General features: G+C 62.2%; 20 protein-coding genes. 16 read left to right on the forward strand and 4 right to left on the reverse strand.

Going from position 1 to position 22,059, the window contains the following annotated elements; all coding sequences use genetic code 11:
- Positions 1-72: 72 nt before the first annotated feature.
- The 4 genes from M2375_RS18040 (at position 73) to M2375_RS18055 (ending at position 4,426) form a co-directional block, all read left to right on the forward strand.
- Entirely contained in the window at positions 73-1,200 is a 1,128-nt protein-coding gene (locus M2375_RS18040) for an ABC transporter permease (RefSeq protein ID WP_259169303.1), read from the forward strand.
- A complete protein-coding gene (locus M2375_RS18045; protein WP_404979348.1) occupies positions 1,193-2,830 on the forward strand; it encodes an ABC transporter ATP-binding protein in 1,638 nt (545 codons plus the stop codon). The genes M2375_RS18040 and M2375_RS18045 overlap by 8 nt, the downstream gene beginning before the upstream one ends.
- 76 nt (positions 2,831-2,906) lie before the next feature.
- Positions 2,907-3,680 (forward strand): ABC transporter ATP-binding protein, encoded by a 774-nt coding sequence (locus M2375_RS18050; RefSeq protein WP_259169304.1) that lies wholly within the window; start codon positions 2,907-2,909, stop codon positions 3,678-3,680.
- Complete coding sequence (locus M2375_RS18055; protein ID WP_259169305.1) at positions 3,677-4,426, forward strand: ABC transporter ATP-binding protein; 750 nt, start codon at positions 3,677-3,679, stop codon at positions 4,424-4,426. Before M2375_RS18050 ends, M2375_RS18055 begins: the two co-directional genes overlap by 4 nt.
- 29 nt (positions 4,427-4,455) lie before the next feature.
- On the opposite strand, the gene M2375_RS18060 is transcribed toward M2375_RS18055, so the two are convergent.
- The 3 genes from M2375_RS18060 to M2375_RS18070 form a co-directional block, all read right to left on the reverse strand.
- Positions 4,456-5,061 carry a lipocalin family protein gene (locus tag M2375_RS18060; protein WP_259169306.1) on the reverse strand — a complete coding sequence of 202 codons (606 nt, stop codon included), beginning with the start codon at positions 5,059-5,061 and terminating at the stop codon, positions 4,456-4,458.
- A gap of 579 nt (positions 5,062-5,640) precedes the next feature.
- Entirely contained in the window at positions 5,641-5,934 is a 294-nt protein-coding gene (locus M2375_RS18065) for a MerR family transcriptional regulator (protein ID WP_259169307.1), read from the reverse strand.
- Positions 5,935-5,966: 32 nt separating this feature from the next.
- Positions 5,967-6,932, reverse strand: coding sequence for a J domain-containing protein (locus tag M2375_RS18070; RefSeq protein ID WP_259169308.1), 966 nt, complete (start codon positions 6,930-6,932; stop codon positions 5,967-5,969).
- A gap of 188 nt (positions 6,933-7,120) precedes the next feature.
- On the opposite strand from M2375_RS18070, the gene M2375_RS18075 reads away from it, so the two are divergent.
- The 7 genes from M2375_RS18075 to typA all read left to right on the forward strand — a co-directional run bounded on the left by M2375_RS18075 (position 7,121) and on the right by typA (position 15,936).
- Entirely contained in the window at positions 7,121-7,495 is a 375-nt protein-coding gene (locus tag M2375_RS18075; RefSeq protein WP_259169309.1) for a thioredoxin family protein, read from the forward strand.
- A 195-nt stretch (positions 7,496-7,690) separates the two neighbouring features.
- Positions 7,691-8,290, forward strand: coding sequence for a ribosome maturation factor RimP (rimP, locus tag M2375_RS18080; protein WP_259169311.1), 600 nt, complete (start codon positions 7,691-7,693; stop codon positions 8,288-8,290).
- Positions 8,291-8,359: 69 nt separating this feature from the next.
- Entirely contained in the window at positions 8,360-9,844 is a 1,485-nt protein-coding gene (gene nusA, locus M2375_RS18085) for a transcription termination factor NusA (RefSeq protein WP_259169312.1), read from the forward strand.
- A gap of 23 nt (positions 9,845-9,867) precedes the next feature.
- Entirely contained in the window at positions 9,868-12,729 is a 2,862-nt protein-coding gene (infB, locus tag M2375_RS18090) for a translation initiation factor IF-2 (protein WP_259169313.1), read from the forward strand.
- Between the two features lie 6 nt (positions 12,730-12,735).
- The gene (gene rbfA, locus M2375_RS18095) at positions 12,736-13,113 is read left to right on the forward strand and encodes a 30S ribosome-binding factor RbfA (protein ID WP_182323554.1); all 378 of its coding nucleotides are present in this window, start codon (positions 12,736-12,738) and stop codon (positions 13,111-13,113) included.
- 4 nt (positions 13,114-13,117) lie between these two features.
- Positions 13,118-14,110: a tRNA pseudouridine(55) synthase TruB gene (truB, locus tag M2375_RS18100; protein ID WP_259169314.1), complete on the forward strand. Its 993-nt coding sequence runs from the start codon at positions 13,118-13,120 to the stop codon at positions 14,108-14,110.
- Positions 14,107-15,936, forward strand: coding sequence for a translational GTPase TypA (gene typA / locus M2375_RS18105; protein ID WP_259169316.1), 1,830 nt, complete (start codon positions 14,107-14,109; stop codon positions 15,934-15,936). Before truB ends, typA begins: the two co-directional genes overlap by 4 nt.
- A gap of 120 nt (positions 15,937-16,056) precedes the next feature.
- Here typA and M2375_RS18110 read toward each other — a convergent pair whose 3' ends face one another.
- Complete coding sequence (locus tag M2375_RS18110) at positions 16,057-16,947, reverse strand: LysR family transcriptional regulator (RefSeq protein WP_259169317.1); 891 nt, start codon at positions 16,945-16,947, stop codon at positions 16,057-16,059.
- 106 nt (positions 16,948-17,053) lie between these two features.
- On the opposite strand from M2375_RS18110, the gene M2375_RS18115 reads away from it, so the two are divergent.
- The 5 genes from M2375_RS18115 to M2375_RS18135 all read left to right on the forward strand — a co-directional run bounded on the left by M2375_RS18115 (position 17,054) and on the right by M2375_RS18135 (position 22,042).
- Positions 17,054-18,232 carry a CaiB/BaiF CoA-transferase family protein gene (locus M2375_RS18115; RefSeq protein WP_259169318.1) on the forward strand — a complete coding sequence of 393 codons (1,179 nt, stop codon included), beginning with the start codon at positions 17,054-17,056 and terminating at the stop codon, positions 18,230-18,232.
- 19 nt (positions 18,233-18,251) lie between these two features.
- The gene (locus M2375_RS18120; RefSeq protein WP_259169319.1) at positions 18,252-18,761 is read left to right on the forward strand and encodes a MaoC family dehydratase; all 510 of its coding nucleotides are present in this window, start codon (positions 18,252-18,254) and stop codon (positions 18,759-18,761) included.
- Positions 18,762-18,831: 70 nt separating this feature from the next.
- Entirely contained in the window at positions 18,832-19,809 is a 978-nt protein-coding gene (locus tag M2375_RS18125) for a tripartite tricarboxylate transporter substrate binding protein (protein ID WP_259169320.1), read from the forward strand.
- A 15-nt stretch (positions 19,810-19,824) separates the two neighbouring features.
- Positions 19,825-20,994 (forward strand): acyl-CoA dehydrogenase family protein, encoded by a 1,170-nt coding sequence (locus tag M2375_RS18130; protein ID WP_259169321.1) that lies wholly within the window; start codon positions 19,825-19,827, stop codon positions 20,992-20,994.
- Positions 20,995-21,010: 16 nt separating this feature from the next.
- A complete protein-coding gene (locus M2375_RS18135) occupies positions 21,011-22,042 on the forward strand; it encodes an acyl-CoA dehydrogenase (RefSeq protein WP_259169322.1) in 1,032 nt (343 codons plus the stop codon).
- Positions 22,043-22,059: the final 17 nt, after the last annotated feature.

The following is a 22,059-nucleotide window of genomic DNA, read 5'->3' on the forward strand; positions in this document are numbered from 1 at the left end:
CGCTCTGCCTGGCCGATCCGGGCAGGGCCTTCCATCTTCCCGTTGCCCGGCGTTCGGGCCCAGGTTTTCACGATGACTGAACCCCACCGTCCTGCAGCCATCGGCCGCTCCCCGGCCGCCCGGGCCTGGTCGCGCTTCAAGCGCAATCGTCTGGGGCTGTACAGCCTGGTTATTTTTTCTGCGTTGGTGGTGCTCAGTCTGTTTGCCGAGGTGCTCAGCAACGACAAGCCCTTGGTCGTGCGCTATGAGGGGCGCACCTATTGGCCGCTGCTCCAGGACTACCCTGAAACCCAGTTCGGCGGGGATTTCCATACGCCCACCGACTATCTCGACCCCTTTATCCAGCAGCAATTGCGCAAAGAGGGCAACTGGCTGGTTTTTCCTCCCAACCATTACGGCCCCAACACCATCAACTACTTTGCCAAATCACCCACGCCGTCGGCCCCATCGCCTGACAACTGGCTGGGGACCGATGACCGAGGGCGTGATCTGCTGGCCCAGCTGCTCTATGGCTTTCGGGTGAGTGTGCTGTTTGGCCTGGCGCTGACGGCGGTGGGCACGGTGATGGGCGTGTTGGCTGGTGCCATACAGGGCTTTTTTGGCGGCAAGGTGGATCTGGTGTTCCAGCGCTTCACGGAGATCTGGAGCGCCATGCCGACCTTGTACCTGCTGATCATCTTCAGCGCGGTGCTGGCACCCAGTGCCGCCCTGTTGCTGGTGCTGCTGAGTCTGTTTGGCTGGATGGCACTGGCCGACTATGTGCGGGTGGAGTTTTTGCGCAACCGCCAGATGGACTATGTCAAATCCGCGCGGGCGCTGGGCGTACCGAGCTGGAAAATCATGTGGCGCCACATCCTGCCCAACAGCATGACGCCGGTGGTCACCTTTTTGCCGTTTCAGATGAGTGCCGCGATCCTGACCCTGACGTCGCTGGATTTTCTGGGTCTGGGCGTGCCCCCTGGCACCCCCAGCCTCGGTGAGCTGCTGAGCCAGGGCAAGAACAGCATCGATGCCTGGTGGATATCGCTGTCGACCTTTGCGGTGTTGGTGATCACCTTGCTGCTGCTCACCTTCATGGGCGATGCGCTGCGCGATGCACTCGACCCCAGAAAGCAGCTGAACACCGCCGCTGGCGCAGCGCCAGTGCCAGCCGCAACCCCGCTGGCGGCTACCGATGCCAAGGAGCAACCGCATGCTTGAGAGCCCGCAAATCCCTGCTGCTATGCCGGCGCCGCTGCTGCAGGTGCGCCACCTGCATGTGGGCTTTGGCGGCCAGGATGTCGTCAAGGACCTGAGTTTTTCCATCTCTGCGGGCGAGAAGCTGGCGCTGGTGGGGGAGTCCGGCTCGGGCAAGACGGTCACGGCGCTGTCGCTGCTGCGCCTGGTGGGCGATGCCCAGCTGCGTGGCGAGGCGCTGATGGGCGGGCGCAACCTGCTGCAGATCTCCGAGCGCGAGATGCGTGCGGTACGCGGCGATGAGATTGCCGTTATTTTTCAAGAGCCCATGACGGCGCTGAACCCGCTGATGACCATGGGCGCGCAGATTGCCGAGGTCTTGCAGCTCAAGCAGGGCCTGGGCGACAAGGCGGCCTGGGAGCAGGCGGTGGCGCTGTTGGCGACGACTGGTATCCCCGAGCCCGAGCGGCGTGCCGGCAGCTACCCGCACCAGCTCAGCGGTGGCCAGCGCCAGCGCGCCATGATTGCCATGGCGCTGGCCTGCCGGCCCAAGCTGCTGATAGCCGATGAACCCACGACGGCGCTGGATGTGAGCTTGCGTGGCCAGATACTGGAACTGCTCAGCGACCTGCAGCGCCAGACCGGCATGGCCGTGCTGATGATCACCCATGACTTGCCGCTGGTGCGCCATTTTGCGGACCGGGTGGCCGTGATGGAAAAAGGCCGCCTGGTGGAGCTGGGGCCGGTTGCCGAGGTGTTTGCCGACCCCCAGCATGCCTACACCCAAAAACTGCTGGCCAGCACGCCCCAGCGCCAGGTGGTGGCACGCCAGCCCGAGGCACCACCGGTGCTGCAAACGCGGGATTTGCGCGTGGCCTATGCCACGCCGCTGCCGGGGATTGCGGGCTGGTTTCGCAAAGGGCGGTTTGAGGCACTGCGTGGCGCCAGCATGGTGCTGGGCCAGGGCCAAACTTTGGGCGTGATTGGTGAGTCGGGCTCGGGCAAGTCGACCTTGGCCCAGGCTATCTTGGGCCTGCTGCCCAGCCAGGGCGAGCTGCGCATAGGCCAGCAAAGCTGGCAGCTGCCGGCGCAGCGCAACAGCGCCGCCAACCAGCGGCTGCGCCGCAAGGTGCAGGTGGTTTTCCAGGATCCGTTTTCGTCGCTGTCGCCCCGCATGACGGTGCAAGAGATGGTGGGCGAAGGCCTGCAATTGGCCCAGCCCGGCCTGGCCGCCGCCGATCTGCAGCAGCAGGTGCTGGCCTTGCTGCAGGAAGTGGGCATGACCGAGGCGCAGTTCCCCGGCCTGCTGGAGCGCTATCCGCATGAATTTTCTGGCGGCCAGCGCCAGCGCCTGGCCATTGCCCGGGCACTGATCGTGGACCCCGAGATCCTCGTGCTGGACGAGCCCACCAGTGCGCTGGATGTCACCATCCAGCACCAGGTGCTGGCCTTGCTGCAGCGCCTGCAAAGGGAGCGCGGCCTGAGCTACTTGCTGATCACCCACGATGTGGCGGTGATCCGGGCCATGGCGCATGAAGTGTTGGTGATGAAGGACGGCGAGGTGGTGGAGAGCGGCGAAGTCATGCAGGTGCTTGACGCCCCGCGCCAGCCCTACACGCAGCGCCTGATGTCGGCCAGCCTGGAGCTGGGCTGATATTGCAGCCGGGGGCGCAGAGACTTTTTCTGCCGCAGGCGTGCAAGCGCTGCCTGCGGTATCAACCTGGAATTCCATGACAGAACTGCTGACAGTGACCGGTTTGGGCAAACGCTTTGGCGGTGTGCAGGCGGTGGACGATGTGGGCTTTGCGCTGCGCAAGGGCGAAGTGCTGGCCTTGATTGGCCCCAATGGTGCGGGCAAGACGACCACCTTCAACATGCTGGGCGGCCAGCTGGTGCCCGATGCCGGCAGCATGCTGCTGAACGGCACAGCCTTGGGCGGCAAGCTGCCCCGCGAGATCTGGCGGCTGGGGGTCGGGCGCACGTTTCAGATTGCCGAGACCTTCTCCTCGCTGACGGTGGCTGAGAACGTGCAGATGGCCTTGCTGTCGGCTGCGGGCCGTGTTTTTCGCCTGTGGCAAAAGGCGGCAGCTTTTGAGCGTGAGCAGGCCCTGGCCTTGTTGGCGCTGGTTGGCATGCAGGACCAGGCAGACCGCGCTTGCAGTGCGCTGGCCTATGGCGATGTCAAGCGGGTGGAGCTGGCCATCGCCATGGCGCACGAGCCGGTATTGCTGCTGATGGATGAGCCGACCGCCGGCATGGCCCAGGCCGAGCGCCTGCAGTTGATGGCTTTGACCCGGCGCCTGGCCAAGCAGCGCGACATGGCCGTGCTGTTTACCGAGCACAGCATGGATGTGGTGTTTGCCTACGCCGACCGCATCATCGTGCTGGCTCGGGGGCGCTTGATTGCCGAAGGCTCGCCCGAAGAAGTACGGCGTAACCCGGAGGTGCAGGCGGTGTATTTGGGCAAGGGCACGACCTATGAGAGTTTGGAGCAGAGCCTATGACAGTACAGACGCGTGAATCCGCCGCTGAGCTGCTGCAGGTGCGCCAGTTGAATGCCTGGTATGGCGAGGCCCATATCCTGTTCGATGTGGCGCTGGAAGTGCGGCGCGGTGAGGTGGTGGCCTTGATGGGGCGCAATGGGGCGGGTAAATCGACCACGCTCAAGGCCATCATGGGCCTGGTGGAGCGGCGCCAGGGTGAGGTGTCGTTCATGGGCCAGGCCATTGCGCAGGCAGACCCTTGGCAAATCGCCCGCATGGGCCTGGGCTATGTGCCTGAGGACCGGCGTATCTTCAGCGATCTGACGGTGTTGGAGAACCTGGAAGTAGGGCGCCAGCCCGCGCGCCGCTGGGCCGATGGCAGCGCCGCCAGCCACTGGACGGTGGAAGAGCTGCTGGCGTTCTTCCCCAATCTGGCGGCGATGCCGCAGCGCCCGGGCGGCCAGATGAGCGGGGGGGAGCAGCAGATGCTGACCGTTGCCCGCACCTTGATGGGCAACCCCTACCTGGTGCTGCTCGATGAACCTTCGGAAGGCGTGGCCCCGGTGATCGTCGAGCAGATGGTGCAGATGATGCTGCAGCTCAAGCGCCGGGGGGTGAGCATTTTGCTGTGTGAGCAAAACCTGCATTTCGCCCGCCTGGTCAGCGACCGCGCCTATGTGCTGGAAAAAGGCGCCATCCAGTTTGCCGGCAGCATGCAGGCCCTGGTCGAGCAGGAGCAGGCGGGAGCCAAGCTGATCGGCGTGTGACCGCGCCTGACCGGCTTGGCCGGCGCGGCTTACCAGTGGCCGGTGGGGTTGATGCCGTCCTGCATGACCCAGTGGATACGCGCCGCCTCGACACCCATCAGTGCTGCCTGGTGCACCAGGCGGTCGGTGGTCTTGCCGTCGAGCACCGGCTGGCGCGAGAGCAGCTTGAAGGAATCGGTGGTGTCGCCCATGAGCATGGCCCAGCGGTAATCGGGGTCGATGGCCACCACATGGTAGCCCTCATGGAAGGGGCCTTTGAAGGAGGCCTTCATCGCGCCAAAGTGGGGCGCACCGACAAAGCGGGCAATGCCATGGCTCTCCACCCAGCGGTGGGTGCCGGCATGAAAGCCGCGGTTGATGATTCCCAGGCTGCCATCGCTCAGCAGTTCGTATTCGACGCGTGAGCGTGTCAGTGGCTTGCCAAGGCCCCGCTCTATCCGGGCAATCTCATACCAGTCGCCGGCAAAGCGCTCGGCGTCGAAATCGTCCACCGGTTCAATCAAGCCGACGGGAACTACCTTGTTTTTGGCCTGGCTGCTGGTCCACCAGTACACCGCCACCGCAGCGACACCTGCGGCAAGCGCTAGCCAACGCGTGTGCTGGGGTTGCCGTTGTTGGTGATCGAGCTTGTGCATAAGAAATTCATCCTTGTTTTGTTCTCTGTGAATGCTAACGAGATAGGCGTAATTTACAAGCTTGTAGCCCGCATCAAATGTAAGCAAAGCGCCTGATTTTGGGGGGCGCCTTGCAGCGTGCATGCCTAATTTCACACGAATGCAGCGGATTTAGCTGGTATTTTTTACCTGCTCCTTCGGCATCTGTGGCCTAATGTCGGTTTTGTTTATCGCGAGGTCCCAGGATGGGCAACAAAATCGTTACGGAAGCTGACCGCAAGTTCACCCCTCAACCCACCTTGCCTAACGGCAAGAGCCTGCCTACGGCTGGCCGTGGTCAACAGGCTAGCCGTGCCCGTGGCACTGCTACCCGTTCGAAGAAGAACCCAGGCAAGCGCACGCACAAGGGCGGTTAATACCGCCTACCGGTTTTGCCCCGTCCGCATGCCGCGCTTGCCACGATCAGGCGCGGCATGCGGATGGAGCTTTTTCGGTCAAGACAAGCCCGCATCAGCGGGCTTTTTTGCGTCTGCCTTTTGCTGCCTGTGGCTACCTGTTTGGGGGCCTGTTTTGGCCTCTGGCTTCAGGCGGGGTGAGGCATCAGCGATGCTGCAGCCGGCGGCGCAGCTCCAGCACCTCTTCCATCAGGTCGACAGTCAGGGCCGCGAGTTGGGGGTCGGCCTCATAGGTGTGCTCAAGCTGGGCGACGCGGCGCGCACGCACAATACAGGTGGCTGCAAAGCGCCAGCTGTCTATGGCGCCGGCCCTGCGGGTGCCCGTGCTGGGGGTGAGCACGCCCTCCAGCACCCGCTCCTGCACCCAGGCCACATTGCGTTGGCAGGCCTGGGCAAGGGTGGCCGCGTCCAGGCTGTCGTCGTCCATGATCTCAAGCATGGTGGTATGAACCGTCGTGTAGTGGGGCATCTTCACACTCCTTGGCGGGGCTGAAACTGGGGGAAAGCCTTGGCAAAGGCTTGGTAAGCGGCGCGCTCCTGGTCGGTGGTGGCGGGCGGAATGTGCAGTTGCAGCTCCAGGTACAGGTCGCCTGGGGTGGCCGCAGGCAAGCCCTTGCCTTTGACGCGCAGCTTGCGCCCGGCCGACCAGCCTGCCGGAATGCTGACCTCCAAGGTGCCGGCGGGGGTGTGGATCTCGGCGCTGCCGCCCAGTGCCGCTTCCCAGGGTGTCACCGCCATCGGCATGTAGACATCCTTGCCTTCGGCGCGCCAGCGCTTGTCGGGGCGGAAGTGGACCTCCAGCAGCAGATCGCCGGCAGCGCCGCCCTGGTAGCCGGGTCCGCCCTGGCCGGCCAGGCGGATCATCTGCCCTTCGCGCACCCCTGCGGGGATTTTGACCTGTAGCTGGCGCTCCTGCTGGCGAAGGCTGCCGTCATCGTTGAAAGACTGGCCGTGCAAGCTCAGCGTTTTTTCGGTGCCCTGGTAGCTGTCCATCAGGTCCAGCTCGATGCTGGCATGCTGGTCCTCGCCCCGGATGGGCGCCTGCGCACCTGCCGAACGTGATCCATGGCGCTGCGCGCGTGCCGCGTCGCCAAACATCTCGCGGAAGAAGTCGCTGTAATCGGCATCGCCCCCCATGCTCTGGCGGCGAAACTGGAAATCACGGCTGTCAAAGCCTTCGGCGTTGCGGAAAGGGTTGCCTGCACCTGCGGAAAAACCACGCGGTGCATTCAGCATGTCGTCGTATTCGGCGCGCTTTTCAGCGTCGGACAGCACGGCATTGGCTTCGTTGACCTCGGCCATGCGCTGCTGGGCGTCTTTCTCCTTGCTCAGGTCCGGGTGGTATTTGCGGGCGAGCTTGCGAAACGCTTTTTTGATGTCGTCTGCGCTGGCCTTTTTATCTACGCCCAGCACGTCGTAATAAGTCTTGGTATCCATGCCTGCTCCCAATGGTTTGGCAGCTTGCTGTTTTACAGGCAACTGCCCGATGGCTAATAACTCCTTGGAACTTAGTTGCTTTTGGCGCTGATTCAAGTCAGAGAAGCGCGTATTTGCAAATGCCCCGGGGCCTGCTGGGCCGGCCAAAGATGGTAAAAATACAGCTTTCTTCTTGGAATGGGCTCTGTATGACCGAGGCTGCAACTGCGCCCTGGCTGGTGGTGTGTTTGTGCGCGCAGTGGTGTGGTACCTGTAACCAGTACCAGTCGATTTTTGACGCGCTGGCCAAAGCCTGGCCGGGCATGGCCTTTGTGTGGCTGGATGTGGAAGACGAGGAGGAGGCGCTGGGAGAGTTGGACATCACGACCTTCCCCACGGTATTGCTGGGCAAGGGAGACGAGGCCTTGTTTTTGGGCCCGGTGTTGCCCCAGCCCGGTGTGCTGCAGCGCATGCTGGAGCGGTTTTCGCAGGGGGATGCCCAGCCCTTGCCTGCGCAAGATGATGCCCATGCCTTGCTGCAACGGGCCACTTGCCTGTTGCGGGCCCGAGGCGCGCAGGCTTAGTCGTAAACACGCCTAAAAGGCCTGGGACCTGATTGCAGCGTTACTGGTTTGCCCCTATAATAGATGTCTACACGACCAACCGGGCGGTGCCAACCGCCCGTTTTTTTTGGTCGCATGTTTTTCAGCTCGATGCTGTGGAATGTGTAACATTCCGTGGTTCTCGGGTTTTTTGTATTTGCGGGATATATAGCACACGTGAGCTTGCAAGAAACCACCCTACAAACGGTGAGCGGCCTGGGCTACGACTTGGTGGAGATCGAACGCTCTGCCAGTGGCCTTTTGCGCATCACCATCGACTTGCCCTGGAGCGCGGATGCTGTCCGCCCGGAAGGGGTGCCAGAGCAGTTTGTCACGGTGGAGGATTGCGAGAAGGTCACGCGCCAGCTGCAGTTTGCGTTGGAAGTCGATGGCGTGGAATACAAGCGCCTGGAAGTGTCCTCGCCCGGTATCGACCGTCCATTGCGCCATGAGCAGGATTTCATCCGTTTTGCGGGTGCGATGGTTGATCTGACCTTGAAGGAGCCCATTGGTGCTGCCGCTGAAGGCACGGCCATCAGTGCCAACCGAAAGAAATTCCGAGGCACGCTGGAGCGCACCGAAGCAGGGGGCTGGCAGATCGTCTGGAGCGATGCGCCCGCTGTCAAGCCTGGCGCTCGCGTGAGCAAGAAGCGTCCGCCCGCACCGCTGCAAAGCCTGGGTTTTACGCTCGATGAATTGCGTGAGGCGCGTTTGGCGCCGATCGTGAGCTTCAAGGGCAGGGCTGCAGCGGATAACGCTGGCGAGGCGCAAGCCTGATTTGCCCAGCGCATGGTGGCGCCGATGATGCCGCCTTCTGGTTAAAGATTGAAATAGGAGAGTCATCGCATGAATCGCGAATTGTTGATGCTGGTGGATGCCATCGCGCGCGAAAAGAACGTAGAGCGCGATGTGGTGTTTGGCGCTGTGGAATCTGCCCTGGCCCAGGCTACGAAAAAGCTGTACCCCGGCGAAGTGGATGTGCGTGTGGCTATCGATCTCGATACCGGCGATTACGACACTTTCCGTCGCTGGTTGGTGGTGCCCGATGATGCGGGTCTGCAAAATCCTGATGCCGAAGAGATGCTGATGGATGCCATCGACCGCAAGGAAGATGTGCAGGTTGGCGATTACATCGAAGAGCAGATCGAGTCTGTGCCGATTGGCCGTATTGGTGCCATGGCAGCCAAGCAGGTCATCTTGCAAAAGATCCGTGATGCCGAGCGCGAGATGCTGCTCAATGACTTCATGGCACGCGGCGACAAGATCTTCAACGGCACCGTCAAGCGCATGGACAAGGGCGACATCATTGTCGAGTCCGGCCGCGTGGAAGGCCGACTCAAGCGCGGTGAAATGATTCCGAAGGAAAATCTGCGCAATGGTGATCGGGTTCGCGCCATGATCATGGATGTGGATCTGACTTTGCGCGGCGCTCCTATTTTGCTCTCGCGCTCTGCGCCCGAGTTCATGGTTGAGCTGTTCCGCAACGAAGTGCCTGAGATCGAGCAAGGCCTGTTGGAGATCAAGAGCTGCGCCCGTGATCCAGGCAGCCGCGCCAAGATTGCCGTGCTCAGCCACGACAAGCGCATTGACCCCATCGGCACCTGCGTTGGTGTGCGCGGCAGCCGCGTGAACGTGGTGACCAATGAGCTCGCTGGCGAGCGTGTGGACATCGTGCTGTGGTCGGAAGACCCGGCCCAGTTCGTGATTGGTGCGCTGGCCCCGGCCAATGTGTCCTCGATCGTGGTGGACGAAGAAAAGCATGCCATGGACGTGGTGGTGGACGAGGAAAACCTCGCTATCGCCATTGGCCGTGGTGGCCAGAACGTGCGTCTGGCCTCTGACCTGACCGGTTGGAAGATCAACATCATGGACGCCGCCGAATCGGCGCAAAAGCAGGAAGAGGAAACCACCACTTCCCGCAAGCTGTTCATGGAAAAGCTGGATGTCGACGAAGAAATCGCCGACATCTTGATTGAAGAAGGTTTCTCCAGCCTGGAAGAAGTGGCCTATGTGCCGCTGCAGGAAATGCTGGAAATCGAGAGCTTCGATGAAGAAACGGTCAATGAACTGCGTACGCGCGCTAAAGATGCGTTGCTGACGATGGAAATTGTCCACGAAGAGAGTGTTGCCCGTGTTTCCCAAGAGTTGCGTGATCTTGAAGGGATGACGCCTGAGTTGGTAGCCCAGCTGGAAGCTGGTGGAATCCACACGCGTGACGACCTGGCCGATTTGGCCATTGATGAATTGACCGAGCTGACCGGACAGTCTGCCGATGACGCAAAAGCCTTGATCATGAAGGCCCGCGAACATTGGTTTGATGGACAGGAATAAGGTCAGGAGGCACGGAACAAGATATGTCGAGTAATACTGTCGCCGAGTTCGCTGTTGAACTCAAAAAATCACCGGATACATTGCTGGAGCAACTGCAAGCCGCAGGCGTGTCCAAGCACGATGCATCCGATGCACTGACCGAAACGGACAAACAAGCGCTGTTGTCCCATCTGCAAGCCGCTCATGGCGCTGCCGACCGCAAGAAGATCACATTGACCAAGAAATCCACTAGCGAGATCAAACAAGCCGATGCCACGGGCAGGGCGCGCACTATCCAGGTGGAAGTGCGTAAAAAGCGCACTTTCGTCAAGCGCGACGATGTGGCTGAACCCGATTCCGACGAAGCCGTCAAGCACGCCGAGGCCAAGCAAAAGGAAGCCGAGCACAAGGCTGAGCTGGTCAAGCGCGAAGAAGAGGCCCGCAACGAAGCAGACCAGATCAGCAAGGAAGAAGCTGACCTGGTACAGCAGCGTGCTGACCGCAATGAGCGCGAAGACCGCGAGCGCAAGGAGCGCGAAGCCGAAGAGCGTGCTGCCGCCTATGTAGTCAAGACGCAAGAGCGCAAGGCCCAGGAAGTGGCAGAGCAGGCAGAAGTCGCCCGCCGCCACGCCCAGGATCTGGCTGCCCGCAATGAAGCCCAGGCCGAGGCCAAGAAAAAGGCCGAGGACGAGTCCAAGGCCCGTGAGGCTGAAGAGACTGCGCGCGCCGTCGATCTGGTCGAGCGCCGCCGCAAGGCCTTGGCAGAAGCCGAAGCGATCCGCGCCATGATGAATGCACCCAAGAAGGTGCTGGTGGCCAAGAAGCCTTCGGAAGAGAAAAAAGAAGTCAAGCCAGCGGATGCCAAAAAAGGCACCTTGCACAAGCCCGCTACCACCGGTACAGGCACTGGCGCGGCCAAGCCTGCTGCTGGCGCGCCTGGCAACAAGGAAGTCAAGTCCGCCAAGCTGTCTTCGAGCTGGAGCAACCAGAACGACAGCAACGGTAAGAAAAAGGAACTCAAGACGCGTGGTGATTCCTCCGGTGGCGTGGCCAACCGGGGTAACAACTGGCGTTCCGGTCCCCGTGGCCGCCGTGGCAACGACCGCAATGATCACCGTGGCGCGCAGTCTGCCGCACCGGTGGAAGCGCGTATCCTCGATGTGTATGTGCCTGAAACCATCACCGTGTCCGAGCTGGCACACAAGATGGCGATCAAGGCATCCGAGGTCATCAAGGCGTTGATGAAGATGGGCCAGATGGTCACCATCAACCAGCCACTGGACCAGGACACCGCGATGATCGTCGTGGAAGAAATGGGCCACAAGGCACATGTCGCCGCGCTGGATGATCCAGAAGCCTTCACGCTGGAAGAAGAATCGCAGTCCGAATCCGAAGCGCTGTCACGCGCTCCGGTGGTGACCGTGATGGGCCACGTTGACCACGGTAAGACCTCGCTGCTGGATTACATCCGCCGCAGCAAGGTGGCCGCTGGTGAAGCCGGTGGTATTACCCAGCACATCGGTGCTTACCACGTTGAGACGCCTCGCGGCATGATCACCTTCCTGGACACCCCCGGTCACGAGGCCTTCACGGCCATGCGTGCCCGTGGTGCACAGTCCACGGACATCGTGATTCTGGTGGCAGCGGCCGATGACGGCGTGATGCCCCAGACCAAGGAAGCGATCAAGCATGCCCGCGCTGCAGGTGTGCCTATCGTGGTGGCTATTACCAAGGCCGACAAGCCCGATGCCAATCCAGAGCGCGTCAAGCAAGAGCTGGTGGTCGAGCAGGTGGTGCCGGAAGAATACGGTGGTGATTCGCCCTTCGTGGCCGTGTCCTCCAAGACCGGTCAAGGCATTGACGAGCTGCTCGAACAAGTGCTGCTGCAGGCCGAAGTGCTGGAACTCAAGGCGCCGGTGGAAGCCAATGCCAAGGGTCTGGTGATCGAAGCCCAGCTGGACAAGGGCCGCGGCCCAGTGGCCACGGTGCTGGTGCAGTCCGGTACCTTGAAGGTCGGCGATATCGTGCTGGCAGGTCAGACCTATGGCCGCGTACGTGCCATGGTCGACGAAGACGGCAAGGTCGCCAAGCAAGCTGGTCCTTCGCTGCCCGTCGAGATCCAAGGTCTGTCGGATGTGCCGCAAGCCGGTGATGATTTCATGGTGCTGCCCGATGAGCGCCGTGCCCGTGAAATCGCCACCTACCGTGCTGGCAAGTTCCGCAACACCAAGCTGGCCCGCCAACAAGCAGCCAAGCTGGAAAACATGTTTGCCGAAATGGGTGCCGGAAGCGTTCAGTCGCTGCCGATCATCATCAAGGCCGATACCCAGGGTTCGCAAGAAGCACTGGCGACCTCGCTGCTCAAGCTCTCGACCGAAGAGGTCAAGGTGCAGATGGTCTACACCGGTGTGGGTGGTATCAGCGAGTCCGACATCAATCTGGCCCTGGCTTCCAAGGCGATTGTGATTGGCTTCAACGTGCGTGCCGATGCGCAAGCGCGTAAGACTGCCGAGAGCAATGATGTCGATATCCGCTACTACAACATCATCTACGACGCGGTCGATGAGCTGAAGGCAGCCATGTCCGGCATGCTGGCACCCGAGCAGCGCGAAGAGATCATCGGTATGGCCGAGATCCGCACCGTGTTCGTGGCCTCCAAGATCGGTACGGTTGCAGGTTCGTACATCACCCAGGGTCACGTCACCCGCAACGCACACTTCCGTCTGCTGCGCGACAACGTGGTTATCTACACGGGTCAGATCGATTCGCTGCGCCGCTTGAAGGATGACGTCAAAGAAGTCAAGGAAGGCTTCGAGTGCGGTATCAAGCTCAAGAACTACAACGACATCAAAGAAGGTGATATGTTGGAAGTCTTTGAGATCAAGGAAATCGCTCGTACGCTGTAATTTCCGATGGCAACTCGTAAGAAAACCGCTGCGCCAAACCGCAGCTTCAAAGTCTCCGACCAGATCCAGCGGGATCTGTCGGAGCTGATTGCCCGCGAACTGAAGGACCCACGTGTGGGCATGGTGACCCTGCAAGCCGTTGAGGTGACGCCGGATTACGCCCATGCGAAGGTCTACTTCAGCTTGCTGATTGGCGACCCCGACCAGACCCAGGAAGCCCTGAACCAGGCTGCTGGTTTCTTGCGCAATGGCCTGTTCAAGCGCCTGCATATCCACACCGTGCCGACCTTGCATTTCATCTACGACCGCACCACCGAGCGTGCAGCCGATATGAATGCCTTGATCGCCAAGGCCGTGGCATCGCGCGGACCCGAGGAAGGCTGAGCCCATGAACGCCCCTCGCACACGGGTGCAGCGGCGCCCTGTGCACGGGGTGTTTCTGCTCGACAAACCCATTGGCCTGTCCAGTAACGACGCTTTGCAAAAAGTGAAGTGGCTGCTGCGCGCCGAAAAAGCCGGACACACCGGCACGCTCGATCCTTTGGCGACCGGCGTGTTGCCGCTGTGTTTTGGCGCTGCCACCAAGTTCAGCCAGCTGCAACTGGATGCTCCCAAGACCTACGAGGCCTTGGTGCATCTGGGCGCGACCACCACCACCGGCGATGCCGAGGGTGAGGTGCTGCAGACCTGGGATGTGGACCATGCGCTGCTGACCCCCGAGAAGCTGGAGGCCGTGGCCGCACAGTTCAGGGGTGATATCAGCCAGGTGCCGCCCATGTACAGCGCGCTCAAACGCGATGGCAAGGCCCTCTATGAATATGCCCGTGCCGGCATCACGCTTGAGCGTGAGCCGCGTGCCGTGACCATCTTGCACCTGTCCCTGTCATGGGTGCAGGAGGAGACCGCCTTCACCGCGCTCAAGATGACCGTGCGCTGCAGCAAGGGCACCTATGTGCGGACCTTGGCCGAAGACATCGGCCAGGCCCTGGGCTATGGCGCGCATTTGCGCAGCCTGCGCCGCATTGAGACGGGTGGTATTGGTCTGGACCGATGCATATCGCTGCAGGCCCTGGAAGCCACGCCCGATGACCAACGCCTGCACTATGTATTGCCGGTCGATACCTTGCTGGCCGCGCATACCCGTGTCACGCTCGATGGTGACAATGCGGGCAGATTTCTGTCCGGCTTGCGCCGACGGGGTGAATGGGCCGATGCCCATGCCGTGGCCGTTTATGGAGAGGAGCCTCCTGCGCTTTTGGGTGTTGCACACATCCGGGCGCGCGAGCTCATCCCCGACCGCCTCTTAAGCCCCATCGAGATTCAACAAATTTTGGAAGGAACGCCGCGCCCACAAGCCAGCGGCATTTTGGAAACATCATGAGCAAACAAATCCGCAATATTGCGATCATCGCCCACGTTGACCATGGCAAGACCACCATGGTGGACCAGCTGCTGCGCCAGTCTGGAACCTTCGCTGAACACGAAAAAGTCGTGGACACCGTGATGGACAACAATGCCATCGAACGTGAGCGCGGCATCACGATTTTGGCCAAGAACTGCGCCGTGTCCTGGAACGGCACCCACATCAACATTCTTGACACCCCCGGTCACGCGGACTTCGGCGGTGAAGTGGAGCGCGCGCTGTCCATGGTGGACGGTGTGGTGCTGCTGATCGATGCGCAAGAAGGCCCCATGCCCCAAACGCGTTTCGTGACCAAGAAGGCCCTGGCCCTGGGTCTCAAGCCCATCGTCGTGGTCAACAAGGTGGACAAGCCCGGTGCCAACCCCGACAAGGTCGTGAACGCTGCGTTCGACCTGTTCGACAAGCTGGGCGCTACCGATGAACAGCTGGACTTCCCCGTGGTGTATGCCTCGGGCATCAACGGCTGGTCTTCCAAGGTCGAAGGTGAGCCAGGCGCGCAATGGGGCCCCGACATGTCGGCCCTGTTCGAAACCGTGCTGGAACACGTGCCCGCCGTGCAAGGCGATGCCTCGGCACCGCTGCAAATGCAAGTCTCGGCACTGGACTATTCCACCTTCGTGGGCCGTATCGGCGTGGGCCGTATCACCCAAGGCACGCTCAAGCCCGGTCAGCAAGTGGCTGTCATGGCTGGCCCGGACGGCAAGAGCTACAACGGCAAGATCAACCAGGTCCACACCTTCCAAGGTATTGACCGCGTGCAGGCCACCGAAGCCGGCCCGTCCGAGATCGTGCTGATCAGCGGTATCGAAAACATCGGTATCGGTGAGACCGTGACCGATCCGACCAATCCACAGCCTCTGCCGATGCTCAAGATTGACGAGCCTACGCTGACCATGAACTTCTGCGTGAACACCTCGCCGCTGGCAGGTCGTGAAGGCAAGTACGTGACCAGCCGCCAGATCTGGGACCGTCTGCAAAAGGAGCTGCGCTCCAACGTGGCCCTGCGCGTCAAGGAAACCGACGAAGACGGTATCTTTGAAGTGGCTGGCCGTGGTGAACTGCACCTGACCATTCTGCTGGAAGAAATGCGCCGCGAAGGTTACGAGCTGGCCGTGTCCAAGCCACGCGTTGTGATGCAAATGATCGACGGCGTGCGCAACGAGCCTATCGAGCTGGTGACGGCCGACATCGAAGAAGGCCACCAAGGCGGCGTGATGCAAGCCCTGGGCGAGCGCAAGGGCGAGCTGGTGAACATGGAACCCGATGGCCGCGGTCGCGTCCGTCTGGAATACCGTATTCCTGCCCGTGGTCTGATCGGTTTCACCAACGAGTTCCTGAACTTGACCCGTGGTTCCGGCCTGATCGCCAACATCTTCGACAGCTACGAGCCGCACAAGGGCGAAATCGGTGGCCGCAAGAACGGCGTGCTGATCTCCATGGACGACGGTGAAATCTTCACCTACGCCCTGGGCAAGCTGGACGACCGTGGCCGCATGTTTGTGAAGCCTAACGATCCTGTGTATGAAGGCATGATTGTTGGTATCCACAGCCGTGACAACGACCTGGTCGTGAACGCCACCCGTACCAAGCAGCTGACCAACTTCCGCGTGAGCGGCAAGGAAGACGCGATCAAGATCACGCCTCCTATCGAGCTGTCGCTGGAATACGGCGTTGAGTTCATCGAAGAAGACGAACTGCTGGAAATCACCCCCACCAGCCTGCGCGTGCGCAAGCGCCACCTGAAGGAACACGACCGCAAGCGCGCAACGCGCGAAAACGCATAATCTGCGCTGCGTCGTTTTCCAAAACCAGCAAAGGCCGCATCTGCGGCCTTTTTTGCGTCCCTGGCTAAGCGCAGGGACCACTGATGGCCGGCAGCAACCTGATGAGCGCCACCGCCAGAATCAGGGTTTGAGTTGGAGCAGCAGCTCCTTTAAGCGCTGGGCCGTGGCTACGGGTTGGCGTTGGTTCAAGGCCAGCGCAATGCCGATCTGGGGCAGGTGCTGGGTGTCGGCCAACTCTCGGAACACGACCCCCGGCGTGGAAGCCTTGGCCACCACGGCGGGCACCAGGGCCACGCCCAGGCCAGCGCCTACCAGGCTGACCAGGGTCTGGGCCTGCACCGCATGCTGCTTGATTTGCGGCATAAAGCCGGCGTTTTGGCAGGCCAGTACCACCAGCGCATGCAGGCCCGGCACCTCGCTGGGGCGGTAGTTCACAAAAGGCTGGTCGGCCAGGTCGATCAGCTGCAGCACCTCCTTGATCTGCAGCGGGTTGCCTGCGGGCAGGGCGGCAATCAGGCGATCGGGCTCGACGGGGGTGATGGACAGGTCGGTGGCTTGCGTGACCGGGTAGCGCAGCAGGCCGGCGTCAAAATCACCGCTGGCCACCTGGGCACAAATCTCGCGCGTGGTGGACTCTGTCAGCACCAGGTCAATGGCGGGGTAGGCAGCCCGAAAGGTCTGCACCAGCTGCGGAATCAGCGAGAAGGTGGCCGAGCCGATAAAGCCGATGTGCAGGCGCCCCAGCTCTCCGCTGGCGGTGGCTTGCGACACGGCTTGCACCTGGCGCGCGTGGTAGAGCGCGAGTTTGGCGCTTTCCAAGGCGGCCCGGCCTGCCCCGGAGAGCACGGTGCCGCGCCGGTCCCGCTCAAACAGTTGCACACCCAGGTCTTCTTCCAGTTTGCGGATGGACTGCGACAGCGGCGGCTGCGACATATGCAGCTGCTCGGCCGCCTGGCGGTAGTTCAGGGTTTGCGCCAGGGTGACGAAGTGGCGCAGCTGGCGTAAGTCCATTGATATCTCCTGTGTATCAGTACCTGTCAATTGCGACATAGACACAGTTGTGAAACATATCAAATAATGCCATTCATCGCTATCACCACAACGACGGAGACAAGCCTTGAGTGCATTGACAGGCCTGCGGGTGCTGGACTTATCCAGCGTAATTTTTGGGCCGCTGGCCAGCCAGGTGCTGGCCGATTACGGGGCCGAGGTGATCAAGATCGAGCCTCCGGCGGGGGATTCGACGCGCTATACCGGTCCGGCGGTGGAGGCCGGCATGTCGGCGCTGTTCATGGGCTCCAACCGCAGCAAGAAAAGCGTGGTGCTGGACTTAAAAGCGCCCGAGGCCCAGGCGGCACTGCATGCGCTGTTGCAGACCACGGACGTGTTCATGCACAGCATGCGCCCGCAAAAACTCGCCAAGCTGGGCCTGGATCCGGTGCGCCTGCGCGCCCTGTACCCACGCCTCATCTACGTGGGCCTGCATGGTTTTGGTGAGGACGGCCCCTATGCCGGCCTGCCCGCGTATGACGATGTGATCCAGGGCATGAGCGGCCTGGCCGACCTGATGGAGCGCCAGACCGGCGAAGCCCGCTACCTGCCCACGATTGCCGCCGACAAGACCTGTGGCTTGGTGGCAGCGCATGCGGTGATGGCAGCGCTGTTCCAGCGCGAGCGCACGGGGGAGGGCAGTTTTGTCGAGGTGCCGATGTACGAAACCATGGTCGGCTTCAACCTGGTCGAGCATTTCTACGGCATGCATTTTGAGCCCGCGCTCAGCGGTGCAGGCTACCCGCGCGTGATGGCGCCCTGGCGCAAGCCCTACAAAACGCTGGACGGCCATGTCTGCATGATGCCCTACACCGATGGGCACTGGCGGCGCTTTTTTGCGGCGGTGGGCCAGCCGGAGCTGGCGCAGGACGAGCGCTTTGCCACCCAGGCCATGCGCACCCGCAACATTGCGTTGCTGCTAGAGACGATGAGCGGCCATGTCGCGCAAAAGGACACCGCCTACTGGCTGGCGACCTGCGCGCAGCTGGAGATTCCGGCCGCGCCGGTCGCCCGCATGGACGACCTGCCGCGCGACCCGCACCTGCAGGCCACGGGCTTTTTTGTGGAGAAGCAAGACGCTGCCATGGGCACCGTGCGTTTTCCGCGCTCTTCGGTGCGCATTGATGGCGCGCAGGCCCCCATTGGCATGCCGCCGCGTTTGGGCGAGCACACCCAGCAGCTGCTGCGCGAGGCCGGTTGGGACGATGCCCGCATTGCCGCCTTGCAGTCCTCCATCGCTGAATGAACCGCTGAAAGTAAACACCATGACCGCCAATAACTGGATTTCCTCCACCGACAACCGGGCCGCTGCGCTGGCAGGCACACCCCGCATGGGCCAGGGCTTTGTCTGGCAGGACCTGCAGGTCGGCCAGCAGCTGCGCACCTTTCGCCGCACGGTGACGGAGACCGACCTGGTCAACTTCATCAACACCACCGGCATGCTTGAAGCCATCTTTATCGAAGACGGCTACGACGGCGGTGCCATCCGGGGCCGGCCGGTGCCCGGTGCACTCACCTATACCTTGATCGAAGGTTTCATCCTGCAAAGCATGATCCAGGGCACGGGCCTGGCGATGCTGGAGCTGCACCAGAAGATTTTGGCCCCGGTGGTAGTGGGCGACACGATTGAAGCCTTGGTGGAAGTGACCGATATCAAGCCGACCAGCAAGGGCGGGCGCGCGGTGGTCACCTCGCGCATCGAGGTCTACAACCAGCGCCAGGAACAGGTGATGGTTTACACCGCAGTGCGCTTGCTGGCAGGGCGCGAAGCCTAGCCATTAAGCCGCTGCAAAGTGCCGCCCCCATGGGCTGCGCCGGATGAGAGAAAAAATACAGGAGACAACGATGACATATGTTTTTTTACGCCGTTCGGCGCTGCTGGCAGTAGCAGCGGCAGCTGTTTGTGGCATTGTGCAGGCGCAAGACGCCTGGCCCAGCAGGCCCATCACCTTGGTCGTGCCATTCCCGCCCGGCGGGCCGACGGACATGGTGGCGCGGGTGCTGGCCCAGCAGGTCGGCCAGCAGCTGGGGCAGACCATCATTGTCGACAACCGGCCGGGTGCCAACGGCAATATCGGCAATGCGCTGGTGGCCAAGGCGGCGGCCGATGGCTATACGGTGCTCTACAACACCTCGTCGATTGCGCTCAGCCCTTCGCTGTACAAAAAGCTCAGCTATGACGTGGCCAAGGACCTGCGCCCGGTAGCGCTGACCGCCGTGGTGCCGCTGGGCTTGGTGGTCAACCCCAAGGTGCCCGTCAACACCGTGCAAGAGTTTGTGCAATACGCGCAGGACCACAAAGGCAAGCTCTCCTACGGCTCGGCTGGCAATGGCAATGTGACCCACCTGGCTGCTTTCCAAGTGGTGCAGCACTACCGCATCGACGCCGCCCATGTGCCCTACAAAGGCAGCGCCCCGGCCGATGTGGACCTGGTAGCGGGCCAGATCGAGTTCATGACCGACACCATCAACTCGGTGGCGCCCTTTATCAAAGACGGCAAGCTCAAGCTCCTGGCCGTCAGCACCGCCAAGCGCATCGAGAATTTTCCGAACGCGCCTACCTTGGCAGAAAGCGGCATGACCGGCTTTGAGGCCGGTGCCTGGCAGGGCGTGATGGTGCCCGCCAAAACGCCCGATGCGGTGGTGGCGCGCCTGAACGCCGAGATACTGAAGGCGCTCAAAGACCCGGGCGTGCTGGAAAAACTGCGTGTGCAGGGCACCGAGCCCTTGGGATCCACCCCGCAGGCCTATGGCGACTATATCCAGAGCGAAATCAAGCGCTGGGCCGGCGTGGTCAAGAGCACGGGCGTGTCCCTGGATTGAACGAAAGCGAAGACCATGACGATTCTCAATGGACTGGCGCTGACGCGCATCCCGCCCGAAGGCGAGGCCTTGCGCGCCGAGGTGCGCGCCTTTTTGCAAGAGGCGGTCAAGGACATACCCGCCCATATCCGCGCCAAATCCTGGAGTGGTTATGACCCCGCCTTCAGCCGCAAGCTGGGCGAGCGAGGCTGGCTGGGCATGACCTTCCCCAAGGCCTACGGCGGCCATGAACAAGGCGCTTTTGCGCGCTATGTGGTGGTCGAGGAGCTGCTGAATTTTGGCGCCCCGGTCGGGTCGCACTGGATTGCCGAGCGCCAGAGCGCGCCCTTGATTTTGAAATACGGCACCGAGGCGCAAAAACAGCGCTATGTGCCGCCGGTGGCGCGGGGCGAGCGTTTTTTTTGCATCGGCATGAGCGAGCCCAATGCTGGCTCCGACCTGGCCAGCGTGCGCACCCGCGCCGTGCCCAACGATGCCGGCTGGCTGCTGAACGGCCAGAAGATCTGGACCACCAACGCCCAGCACTGCCAGTACATGATTGCGCTGGTGCGCACCTCGGGCGAGCCGGCGGATCGCCAGAAAGGGCTGTCGCAGCTGATTGTGGACCTGAGCCTGCCGGGCGTGACGGTGAGGCCTATCGAAGACATGTCGGGCGACCGCCATTTTTGCGAGGTGTTTTTTGACAATGTGCAGCTGGCCCCCGATGCGCTGGTGGGTGCCGAAGGCCAGGGCTGGGAGCAGGTGACGGCCGAGCTGGCCTATGAGCGCAGCGGGCCCGAGCGCCTGTTCTCGTCCGTGGTGCTGCTGGACCAGTGGCTGGCCTTTTTGCGCAGCGAAGCAGCGCCGCGCACGGAATCCATCAAGCTTGCCGGCCAGATCCTGACCCGCCTGGCGCCACTGCGGGCGCTGTCGGTGGCCGTGCAAGACAAGCTGGTGCAAGGCCAAAGCCCGATTGTGGAAGCCGCGCTGGTCAAGGACCAGGGGACGGTGCTGGAGCAGTTCATTCCCACCGCGATTGCCGATGACCTGATGGCGCGCGAAGGCGAGGGCGAGGGCGAGGCAGTGCCGCATGCGCTGCTGCTGACCCTGAACTACCTCACCCTGGTGTCGCCCTGCTACACGCTGCGTGGCGGCACCCGCAGCATTCTGCGCGGCATGATTGCCCGTGGCCTGGGCCTGCGTTGAGCGCTTGGAGAACTTGATGGACCATTTGATTACCGAAGCCCTGCACGATGTGCTGACCGGGCAATGCACGCCTGCCGTGGTGCGCGCGATTGAGCATGAAGCGGCAACCGGCCAGAGCCCGGCGCCTGCGGCCGCTGCGCTGTGGCAGCAGATTGAGGACACCGGCTTTGCCGACCTGCTGCTGAGCGAAGACGCAGGGGGCGCAGGCCTGGCGCTGCGCGATGCCTTTGCCGTCTGGGATTTGCTGGGCCAGCACGCGATGCCGCTGCCGCTGGCGGAAACCATGCTGGCGCGGGCGTGGTTGTCGGCCGCCGGCGTGGCGCTGCCGCCGGGTGCCATTGCGTTGGCGCCGCAGCTGGCGGCTGCAGAGGGGGGCGTGCGGGCCACGGGCGTGCGCGGTGCCCGTGTGGCGCAATGGGTGCTGGGCCAGCAGGGGGCGGATTGGCTGCTGTTGCCGGTGGCCGCTGCGCAGGCCAGTGCCAGTATTTTTGTGCTGGATGCAGATCTGCACTGGCCCGAAGCAGCGTTGGCATCGGCCACGCGGGCGCCCGCAGCTGCCTCCTTGCTGGTGGCGCAGGCCGGGTTGGTGTCCGCCTTGCTTGCCGGCAGCCTGCTCACGGTGTTTGAGAGCACCTTAAATTTTGCCAACGAACGCCAGCAGTTTGGCCGGCCGATTGGCAAGTTCCAGGCCATCCAGCATGAGCTGGCGGTGATGGCCGAGCATGTGAGTGCGGCGCGCATGGCAGCCCAGATTGCCTGCGAGGCCGATGGGGCGGCAGCGGATCCGCTCAAGGTGGCGGTGGGCAAGGCGCGCAGCAGCGAGGCGGCTGTGGAGGTGGCATCGCTGGCGCATTCCATCCACGGCGCGATTGGCTTTACCACCGAGTTTGATTTGCAGCTGCATACCCGCCGCCTGCACCTGTGGCGCCAGACAGCGGGCAGCGAGAGCTATTGGCAGCTGCAGGCCGGCCAAGCGCTGCTGGCGGCCAATGGCATGGCCCTGGATGTCATCCGCCAGATAACGGACAGCAGCGCGGCCGTAGCCTGATTTGGCACCTGTTTGAC

It is taken from the genome of Comamonas sp. BIGb0152, assembly GCF_024809975.1.
In the GTDB taxonomy this organism is placed as follows: domain Bacteria; phylum Pseudomonadota; class Gammaproteobacteria; order Burkholderiales; family Burkholderiaceae_C; genus Comamonas.